The organism is Pseudovibrio sp. WM33 (genome assembly GCF_001623165.1).
In the GTDB taxonomy this organism is placed as follows: Bacteria; Pseudomonadota; Alphaproteobacteria; order Rhizobiales; family Stappiaceae; genus Pseudovibrio.
The window spans coordinates 96,266-106,636 of the sequence record NZ_LMCK01000019.1; the positions used below are offsets into that span (position 1 = coordinate 96,266).

The following is a 10,371-nucleotide window of genomic DNA, read 5'->3' on the forward strand; positions in this document are numbered from 1 at the left end:
TAGTCGCTGTTTGACAAAAACAAAAGACCTCCGGCCACTTCCATGACCGGAGATCCTCAGAATGCCCGATTTTACTCAGCATTTCGTTGCAGATACCTTCAAAATTAAGAGTACTGCTTAATCCAATCAGCAATTTTGCCCTTAGGCTGTGCGCCTACGAGGGTTGCAGCTGGCTGACCATCCTTGAACAGGATCATGGTTGGGATAGAACGAACGCCGTAATTCATTGCGCTCTGCTGGTTGCTGTCGATATCCAACTTAGCAACTTTGACCTGACCAGCCATTTCCTCAGAGATTTCTTCCAGGGACGGCGCAATCATTTTACAAGGACCACACCAGGTCGCCCAGAAATCTACGAGAACAGGGGTCGAGCTCTGGAGTACTTCAGCTTCGAAGTTACCGTCTTCAACATTCACAGTGGCCATTTTTGCCTCTTTTCATAGTGCAGGTTGAGTCGCCCCAACTGAGCAAACTCTGTTGCCCTGAAAGTAAGAACGCAAGTGCCGAGCGTCAAGCGAACGAATTCTCAACATTCGACTAGAATTTAAAAGATTTCATCAGTTCCACTGGTATTTCTACCAAATGAGGACCTGACGTATAGAGGAGCAGCGCTCTTATTCTCCGATCAGGATAAAGCTCAGAAAGCAATTTTCTATAAACAGCCAGCTGCGCAACATACGTTTCGGAGACATCGTGCATGCTCCTTGGGACGTAGGCATTTGTCTTGAAGTCGAGAATAATCACTTCTTCGTCATTGACCAGCAAACGGTCAATCAGACCGAAGATTTCAACCGGCTTACCATCCTCTCCCGTGAGCATGCCCTGGATTGGAACTTCGGCTCTGCCATTAGCGCTGAACAGCTCTGCAAACTCTGGGTTGCCCAGCGTACCCAACACATCATCCAGCAGGCGTTCCTTCTTGTCCGCAAAGCGCTCCAGCAGGGAACTGGCAAGGAACCTTTCGGCAGATACCACGCGTTGTTCTTCTGGCAGATCAGGCAGGAACTCGAGCAGTCTGTGAACGATGCGGCCACCGACCAGTGGCCAGTCTTCTGGTTGGCGAGCTGCTTCGAGAGCATCTTTCGGATCTTGCTGCTCGATATTCTCTTTTGCTTCCATCTCCTCAAAGGCGGCAGATGGTTTTACACGGCGGATACGCTCAGGTGTGCTGACGTTTGTTGAGACCCAGTCTGGCATAACCGCCTGTTTCCGGCTCTCAATCTTTTCAGATTGCGGCAGGATCGGCTCTGGCTTTTCTATGCCGCCCTTGGTCCAAATCCACGCCGACACTTCGCCGTTTGCATCTGTTTGCTCGCGTGCTTCTTCAATCAACCCGTTGCGGGTGAGTGTGTACCAACATTCATCATGCGGGCCACGCTTTGGTGACCAGCCACACACGACAAGCCGATCCTTGGCACGGGTAAGAGCTACATAGAGCAGACGGCGATATTCTTCTTTCTGCTCTTCTGCCAGCAGTTCCAGCGCTTCTTCATGCCATTCGGTGCGCTGTGCTTTGTTCGGCAGCCAGACGAGAGCGGGCGCTGCTTCCGTATCCCCTGCCCGTTGTTTTTCAACCATCACCGGCGCATGCAGGCTGGAGACGGGTGCGTTGCAGCCATCAGCGAGAATAACGTAGGGCGCTTCCAATCCCTTTGAGCCATGGACGGTCATGATGCGGACCATGCCTTTAGAGGCGTTGAGCTCTCGTTTGATTTCAGTTGGCGCTTCTGCAAGCCATGCAAGGAAGCCTTCCATGCCGGGTGTGCCACTCTTTTCATAGGTGAGCGTCAATGAAAGGAACTCATCAAGCACGTCATCCACTTCTGTGCCGAGGCGCTCACGAAACTTCTGGCGATAGCCGTCGGTTCCCATGATCTTGGCAAAAAATTCGAAGGGTGGAACGAAGTCGGCGCGGTCACGCCAGACAACCAACTGCTTGCGAATTTCTTGCCACTTCTCGCTGTTCTCTGACTTTCTCAGCAGCTCATGCCAGAGAGTGCCCGGTCTTGGGACACCCGGTGTTTCGTGGGCGATCTCGAAGAGGTCATCATCCAGCAAACCAAAGAGCGGGCTTTTGAGGACGCAGGCGAGAGAGAGGTCATCTTCCGGCAGCAGAATAAAGCGGCCCAGCGCGACGAGATCTTTAACGGCGATGTGATCCGTCAGAATAAGGCGATCAGACCCTGCGGCGGGTACATCCAGGCGTTTGAGCTCGCGGTTGAGCGCTTCCACAAACTGGCCGCGTTTGCGGACCAGTACCAGAACATCCCCCGGGCCTGCGATTTTGCGTTGGTCCCAGTCCTTGATCTGCTCTGCAATGCGGGTGGCGAGGCGAAGCATGGGGTTGCCGGTGCCGATGGCGTCAATGGGCTGGGTCCAATCGTCTGGTTCCAGCGTTTCAACGGCTTCTTCCAGAGGCCAGATTTCAACACGTCCCGGATCGTTGTGGCGGATTGCTTCGTGTACCGGTGCAACATTGTCCTGTGACAGACCTTTGTAGGTTTCCGGCGTGTCGAATACCTTATCGACCGCGCCCAGCACATCCGGTGTGGAGCGGAAGGAGAGGTTGAGTTCAATGCCTTCGAAGTTTTTCTGCGCTTCCGCTGCTTTGCGGGCGAAGAATTTGCGCATTTCAGCAAAGTAAGCTGGAACAGCGCCCTGGAAGGAGTAGATGGACTGCTTTTCGTCCCCCACCGCGAAGATGGTGCGCACTTTATCTCGTGCACTGTCACCAGCGAAGAATTCTTCTGCCAGTGCGCGGATCACCTCCCACTGACGCGGGCTGGTGTCCTGTGCTTCATCGACAAGGATGTGATCGAGGCCCTGATCCAGCTTGTACTGCACCCATTGTGCGGCTTCGGCACGGGACAGGAGCTGCGCAGATTTTACCACCAAATCTTCAAAGTCGAGGTAGCCGCGACGGAGTTTTTCCGTCTCGTAATAACGCAAAACCGCATCGGAGAGGGTGAGGATCGCTTTTGTACCAGAAACCGTTATGACGGCATTCAGGTGTTGCAGCGCTTCCAACACACGCATTTGCTCGGCGAACAAGCGCTCAACGACTTCCGGGAAGGCTGTTTGGACCTTCTTCGTGGCGAGAGACTTGCGTGGGCTAAGGGTTCCGGTGAGGAAGATCTTCAACCATGCGATACGCCAGGCTTCATCGCTTTTGAGCGTGATGGCCTGATCCAGAGCAGCGGCACGGTCTTGATCTGTCTTGGAGCCGACGCGTAAGGCTTCTGCAAACGCTTTTACTTCGTCGTCACTGAGAGAAGAATTCCGTCGCAACGCAGATGCAAAGCCAGATATATCATCAGCCGGCATGACGGAGAAATCAGCATATAGCGCAGAAACAGCGCTTTCCAGGTCCCCATAAGGGGCGACCCAGCGATAGAATGCATCGCGGCGACTGATCAACTCAGACAGAGCTTTCTCAACGCCTGAATCCGGTAATAGCTCGATAAGCTGGGACAGAGCTGACCCGATGTCGGAGTCCGGCTCAATCTCTGCACTGTGCAGAACGCTGGCGCGGGCCTCATTGAGCAGCTCTTCCGCAAGGCGGTCATCCAGTACGGAGAAGTGGCCTGCAACATTCGCTTCCAGCGGGAACTGGTGCAGCAGCGCTTCACAGAACGCGTGGATGGTCTGGATCTTCAGACCGCCCGGCGTTTCCAGTGCTTTGGCGAAGAGGCGGCGGGCGTTTGCCAGCTGTTTTGTTGACGTCGGTCGGCCTTCGATGTCCTCGATCTCGACGGCAAGCTCTGCATCACTTAGCTGCGTCCACTTGGCGAGGGAGTCAAATACGCGGGTTGCCATCTCCGCCGCTGCTGCCTTTGTGAAGGTCAGGCAGAGGATGCGGGATGGGTCGGTGCCGGACAGCAACAAGCGGACAACGCGTCGGGCAAGCACGAATGTTTTGCCGGAGCCTGCGTTTGCACTCACCCATGCGGAATTTTCAGGGTGCGCTGCGCGTTGCTGGCTGTCGAGGGTTTTTGCCGGAATATCCATTATGCATCCTCCCCGTCTTCTCCAAGGGACCATTCCTGCACGCGAGCAAGATGGTCATAGGAGGCGGCCCATTCCCTTTCCTTCAGCACACGTGCTCTTGAGAGATAGCCTTTCCTCGGGTTCTCATAGGCGGCGACGAGCTGTTCCAAGCGTTTCCATGCTTCTTCTGCCAGCTCTTCGGCAGTGCTTTCCTTTGGTACACGACTTTCCAGTTTCACGGCATCGCTGCCACCTTTAAGCTGGATGTAAAGCATGTCGGAGATGGGCATGTCGTGGGGCAAATCCTCAAAGCCCTTACGGCGGATCATAGCGACTTCCAGTGGCAGCTGTGGCGAGAGCAGCGCTTCGACCTGTTTGGCGGAGGGCGGCTGGCCGGTTTTGTAGTCCACCACGCGCAAGCTGTTGTCTTTCATCTGGTCGATGCGGTCTGCACGGCCTGTGAGCGTAAAGTTGCGCTCCGGGCGCTGCATTTCCACTTTGCCGTACTCCTCAAGGAAACGGTCATAAATCTTCGGTGCGACTTCACCTTCGTACGCAACAAACTCCTCTGCGATGCGCTCAAAGCGCGGCCACCACAGAGCGCGGATGGCAGGGAAGGCATCCAGTGGGCGGAACAGTCGGCCACCTTCAGTTTTTAGTGCTCGAACTGCCTTGTCGTCGAATGGCCCATCCCAATCCTCAAGGAAGTTTGCGAGCGCATCGTGGATGATGTTGCCTTTGTCGGCAGCGCCCGGTTCGCCGCCGATTGGGTCAACTTCATCCAGCTTCAGGACGTTTTTGGCGTAGATGAGGTACGGATCGCGGATCAGGTTTTCGATTGCTGTGACAGAGAGCTGAACTGGACGCGCTTCCACTGGCGGTTTTGGCTCAGGGCGCTTGGCTGGGCGGACTGGCGTTTCTGAGCGGTCGAGCACGAGGGCAAGCTCGGTATAGCGTTTGCCTTTGGCGCGCATTTGCTGCTCTACGCTTTGGCCTGCCAGCGTGACAATGCGCTGGAGCCAGCGGGAGGCGACGGTTGGGGACCCATCTACACGCTCGGAGCGGGAGAGCACGACTTCCGGCGCGCCGAGGTTCCAGAGGAAATCGTGGGCGGAGGTGCCTATTTTACGCTCTGGCGGGTCAAGGCCGATCTGGCCTTTCATGGGGCGGTTGAGCCATGGATCATTGCGAGTGCGCTGCGGCCAAGTGCCTTCGTTCAGTCCACCGAGGACGACGAGGTCGTAACGCTGGAGGCGGGCTTCCATGGGGCCGAGCAGATGGATGCGGGGATCGGCAGGTGTACGAGAGCGAACGGCGCCGCCAGTGATGAGGGCACCAAACACGCCGGGCCATTCATTGGCAGGCACGCAGAGGCCCGCAGCATCAGCTTCCAGCAAGGACGTCAAGGTTTCGGCAAGCGCCTTACCGTTTTCGCCACTGAACAGCTCTTCCGTGGAGCCGTTTTCATCAGCCCCAAGCAGCAGGACTGCATCCACGTGGGTTTTGATGATGTCTTCGACCGGGATCTCATTTGGGTTTTGCAGCAGGGCTTCCAGTGGGCCGAGCGCTTGTTCTAGACGGTCCAGCAGGGTGTTGATGGCGTCCCAGTCCTCTTCCACCAGCTTACGCCAGCGAGAGACAGGTCTATCCGCCTTCTCCATAGCTTGATCATGCGCAGCTGCCACCGCTTCACGCAGGCCACTCAGGCCCGGTCTTGGATGTGGGCCACGCAGCACGCCGCGTTCCAAAGCACGGGCGGCGGAACGAACTTCCTTGGCCTTCATGCCGAGGAAGGCGAGCGGATGTTTGAGCAAGGCCAGCAGGTTGACCGGATCGAGACCTTGTAGGGCAAGCTTTGCGGTGAGGATGGCAAGCACCATGGGCGGTGTTTGCTCCAGCGGGCGACCAGCGGTGTCGTCCACGATGATGCCCCAGCGGGTCAACTCTGATGCCACGCGGCGGGCCAGTGTTCTGTCTGGCGAGATCAGCGCAGTCGATTTGCCTGCTTCCACCGCTTCACGCAGCAGCAGGGCGATTGAGAGCGCTTCTTCGGATTCGTTTCGCGCTGTGATCAGCTGCGTGCCTGCAAAGGCGGTCTCTCTGTGGTCTGCCAGCTCTGAGGTGAAGAAGTTTTGCCACTCTTCCGTTGTTTCTGCTGGGCGGAGCGCTTCGTTGACGATCTCGCAGCGCAGGCGCAAGGCTTCGCTTTCCGGTGCGCCCAGCTGTGTAACGTCTTCTCGTTTTATGCCCAGCGCAAGAAGCAGTTGGCGGAGGCTGTATTGGGGATGGCCGGGAACGCGTTGTGGCTCTGTCGGGCTGCCAAGTGCCTGCCAACTTTCGGCATCCATGCCCATGTCGAGTGCAGGAAGGACAAGGGCTCCGTTCTCCAAGTTCAGCACGGCTTTCATCAGCTCGGCGGTTGCTGGGAAGGAACCGGTTGCACCAGCTACAATTACCGGACCGCGTGGCGGTGTTGTGCGCAGGCGGGCAGCTTCTGCGCGGATGAGGGCTGAGCGACGCTCCTTCGGGTCCATCATGCCGATGGCTTTGAGGTGCTCGGGCCACAGGTCGGTGACGATCTTCAGGAACTCGAGCGTGATCTTCCAGTATTCGGCGTGGTCATCGGGGACAAGACTGCCCAGTTCTGCCCAGCTGGCTTCTTCTGTCTGCACTTCATCCATAAGCGTGAGCAGGTTGCCCGCGAGCCATGCGGCATCAGCGGAGGACGCTGGAACGCGGGCAGGATCATCTTCTTTGAGCTGAAGGATCTGGCGACGGAGCTGGCCTTTCCATGCCCAGACAAGGCGGGTCATGGCCAGTTTGCGTTCCATGGTGGACATGGCGGGTGGCAGCGCCTCGCCGTCTCCATGACCTTTCAGGATATGCTCTTCCTCGTCCACGTCACCGAGTGGCAGGATCTTCGGCAGCAAGGCGGCTTTGGAGCCCAAAGCTCTGCGCAGGACATCCGGCAGGGTTCTGGCAGCACGGCGGGTTGGCACGTAGATGGTGACATCGGCCAGCGCCAGCGGGTTATCATCCGCCTGAAAACCCGGGATCAACTGCCCAGAGAGCAACGCTTTTACAGTTGCCTGCAGAAAGGGCGTGGATGGGGAAACGCTGAAAATATTTGGGGTGGCCGCCACCGGAGCCTCCTGAACAGAACCGAATGCTCCTTTTTAGTTCAGTTTTCAGCGGATCACACAGCAAAAAGCACGGCGCGGTTTTATATCCCCGCGTGATTGGTGATGAACCGGACTGTTTCTGTTTTTGACGCTACATCCGCACGCATCATCTCAAAGCGGTTCTTCCCGCACTCGTGGCTCCAGTGCTTTGCTCAGAACTGAGTTACCTTCTTTGGTTTCAAGAAGCTCCCAGAAGCAACCGGTGTAAAGGGCTGCGTATTCTGTATAAACAAACAGCTCAGTTATGCCCTTCAAAGCAGCTGCCTTTTCGGCTGCACTTACCAGTTTCGAAGCAATGCCTTTTCGCCGGTGTTCTGGAGCAACCAGCAACGCATTGATCCAGATAGAGTTCGTCGTGCTCTGAGGTTCTGGGGCTATTGTAAACGCCAATCCGCCGATCAGCTTCCCCTCCTCGCTTATTGCCAGCAAAGGGGATGGCCCTTCAAGGTCGCTCTGCCGGAGGTTAACTGGGTCCAGCTCCCCCCATTCCTGAGCAAACCAATCGCACAGCTGAGTCAGAAAATGGGGTGCATCATCGGAACTCAGGATTAAGGTCATTGATGTCTCCGTTGAGGATCATGTCATATGTCGAGAAACCCTCTCAATTCTGTGAGGGCGGGTTAATCGTGATGCCTCACAGACAGCAAAAAGCGTGGTGTATTGTTATGTCCCACGCCTCACTCACGCCCGCAGGTCAATTGCGTGGTTGATTTGGATGCCGGTGTTTGCGGCGCAATAGGTGGGGAATGGTTGGCGCTCGGACATGTTGATGTCGCGTTTGATCCATTCCCGCTCTTCCAGCCGAACCAGCGAGGCTGACAATGCGCGGTCGGTGATTGTCGTCAGGTCTGATCTTATTCCCGAGAAGCGCTGGGGGGTAGCAGTGAGTGCCAGAATGGGAACCGTCCAGCTTTTGCGCAGTAAGGCAAATTCCTTTTCATCGGGAACTGCGGCCACGATCCTGCTGGCGATTTCGGCGGCTTTGACACCTTTTGGGGTCAAGCGGAACTCCGGGCGGAGTGGGTGGCCGTGGCCCGGGTTCCTCTCCAAGAGTTTGAGCTGGGTGAGATGCTCAAGACTGGCCGCGAATGACGTGCGGCCAGCACCAGATGCGGCCAGCAACGGAGCCTGCCTGCCGGGAACCCCTGAATGTAATAGGGCCAGAATGTTTAGAGACCAAGCCCGAGAAGTGAGCTTGACAAGTGTCGAAATGTCCATAAAGTATAGTTACTTTATTTTTTCACAAAAGGAAAGTTTGATGTCCTTAGTTTCTTTGGAAAATACGATTACCCTCGCCATTTCTGTTCGTGATCGCCATGTGAGCGCTGAATGGTACAGCTCCATGCTCGGCTTTGAGTTGATCCATCACATTGATGAGGCTGGCTGGAGTGAGATGAAGACAAAAACTGCTGGCGTCACACTTGGGCTGGGTGAACAGACAAAGCCTACCCCCGGCAATACCGTTCCTGTTTTTGGCATTGGTGATATTGAGAGTGCGCGCGGTGCTTTGGAAGCTGCGGGTGTGAAGTTTGACGGTGCGACCGAAACCATCGAGGGCATGGTAAGCACAGCCACGTTTTACGACCCAGACGGCAACGCGATGATGTTGGCACAGGACCTGACTGTGCCTGCGTGATACAAGTGCCAATTACACGCTTACCTCAATGGGCAACTGAAAAACCAGTGTCCCATTGAGGTGAGCGTAAGCTTTGCAAGGCGGGGCTTAACCTGATGGCATTGCACTGAAAGCGGTCTATACTCTGCCGGATGTTGCAGCCTGCTAAGATTCTCATTTTGACCTACGGCTCTCGCGGAGATGTGGAGCCCTTTATCGCATTGACCTGCGGGCTTACAGCTCGTGGTCACACGGTTACACTCAGCAGTGCTGAAAAGTATGGTGACTGGGTCAAGAGTTTCGGTCTGGCGTTTGAGCCACTTTCGAACGACACGATTGATCTGATGACCACTCCTGACGGGATTGCGGCGCTGGAGGGATCATCCGGGCTCTTAAAGAGAGTTGCAGCAGGTACACGGCTCGCGAAGAAATCCGGACGGCTGAACGATGGGCTCAACCGTGATGCGTGGCAGGCTGCCCAAGCCGTTCAGCCTGATCTTATAGTCTTCCACCCCAAAGTGATGGCTGCGCCTCATATTGCAGAAGCATTGAACATTCCGGCTGTGATGGGGTTGTTGCAGCCGATGATCGTTCCAACAAACGAGTTCCCTGTGGCGGGGATGCCCCGCTTGCCAATACCGGGCTACAACAAGCTGGGGTACGCACTCGTCAAACTCTCTTATTCGGCTTTTCGTAAATCAATCAATCAATTGCGCACGAAGGCTCTGAAACTGCCAGCAATCCGGCATCGCAATGAGGTTTTGTTTCCCCGTGGCGTCCTACCAATCAAGACGCTTCATGCGATCAGCTCGTGGGTTGTTCCCCGGCCAAAGGACTGGCCGGATGAGGCGGTTATGAGCGGTTACTGGAGTTTGAAGTCTGACGGGGACTATGAGCCACCAGCAAATCTGCGCAGTTTCCTCGAGCGTGGACCTCCACCCGTTTACATTGGGTTTGGCAGTATGACAGTTGAGGACCCGAAAGCGTTGCAAGAGGTTCTTGTTGAGGCCCTGCGAAAGGCGAATGTTCGCGGTGTCCTCTCAACTGGCTGGGCTGGGTTTGATGCCATTGAGAGCGACGATATCCTGAGTGTTTCTGATGTTCCGCATGAGTGGCTGTTTCCGAAGATGGCAGCTGTGGCGCACCATGGCGGCATGGGAACCACTGCTCAAGGTTTCCGCGCAGGCGTGCCTTGCGTTCTGTGCCCCTTCTTCGGCGATCAGCCCTACTGGGCTCAAAAGAGTGTTGCTCTGGGCGTTGGCGCCCCACCTGTGCCCCGCAAAGCCTTAACTGCTGACAAGTTGGCACACTCCATTCACCTTGCAGTCAATGACGCTTCACTGAAGAAAAACGCGAGTGACCTTGCCTTGCACCTGCAAAGCGAAGACGGCGTGGGTACTGCAGTCGCAGAGATTGAAGCCAGTCTTGCTGGTGTAGGTAGCACGTGAGGGTGTTGGCTGCTCCTGTCTGCGTGCGTGTTGGCGGGACGGAGGTCCGCTATGTGGTGCCATGAGTGCTGGTGTTAGTGGGTGGGGTTCTGGATCCCTGTGTGTTTGTTTTGTGCTTGAATGGTAGCGAGGCGGAGGT

General features: G+C 56.0%; 7 protein-coding genes. 2 read left to right on the forward strand and 5 right to left on the reverse strand.

Going from position 1 to position 10,371, the window contains the following annotated elements; translation table 11 throughout:
* Nucleotides 1-104: 104 nt before the first annotated feature.
* From trxA to PsWM33_RS27930, 5 genes are all read right to left on the reverse strand, one after another.
* A complete protein-coding gene (gene trxA, locus PsWM33_RS05385) occupies nucleotides 105-425 on the reverse strand; it encodes a thioredoxin (protein WP_063286502.1) in 321 nt (106 codons plus the stop codon).
* A 112-nt stretch (nucleotides 426-537) separates the two neighbouring features.
* Nucleotides 538-4,008: a double-strand break repair helicase AddA gene (gene addA / locus PsWM33_RS05390; protein ID WP_063299476.1), complete on the reverse strand. Its 3,471-nt coding sequence runs from the start codon at nucleotides 4,006-4,008 to the stop codon at nucleotides 538-540.
* Nucleotides 4,008-7,130, reverse strand: a complete 3,123-nt coding sequence (gene addB / locus PsWM33_RS05395) for a double-strand break repair protein AddB (RefSeq protein WP_063299477.1) — start codon at nucleotides 7,128-7,130, stop codon at nucleotides 4,008-4,010. Before addB ends, addA begins: the two co-directional genes overlap by 1 nt.
* A 150-nt stretch (nucleotides 7,131-7,280) precedes the next feature.
* On the reverse strand, nucleotides 7,281-7,727 hold the full coding sequence (locus PsWM33_RS05400; RefSeq protein ID WP_063299478.1) for a GNAT family N-acetyltransferase: 447 nt from the start codon (nucleotides 7,725-7,727) through the stop codon (nucleotides 7,281-7,283).
* A 123-nt stretch (nucleotides 7,728-7,850) separates the two neighbouring features.
* A complete protein-coding gene (locus PsWM33_RS27930; RefSeq protein ID WP_208994406.1) occupies nucleotides 7,851-8,171 on the reverse strand; it encodes a winged helix-turn-helix transcriptional regulator in 321 nt (106 codons plus the stop codon).
* A 256-nt stretch (nucleotides 8,172-8,427) separates the two neighbouring features.
* Between PsWM33_RS27930 and PsWM33_RS05410 the strand changes: the two genes are divergently transcribed.
* The gene (locus tag PsWM33_RS05410; protein WP_063294230.1) at nucleotides 8,428-8,805 is read left to right on the forward strand and encodes a VOC family protein; all 378 of its coding nucleotides are present in this window, start codon (nucleotides 8,428-8,430) and stop codon (nucleotides 8,803-8,805) included.
* A 158-nt stretch (nucleotides 8,806-8,963) separates the two neighbouring features.
* Nucleotides 8,964-10,232, forward strand: a complete 1,269-nt coding sequence (locus PsWM33_RS05415) for a glycosyltransferase (RefSeq protein ID WP_206598978.1) — start codon at nucleotides 8,964-8,966, stop codon at nucleotides 10,230-10,232.
* Nucleotides 10,233-10,371: the final 139 nt, after the last annotated feature.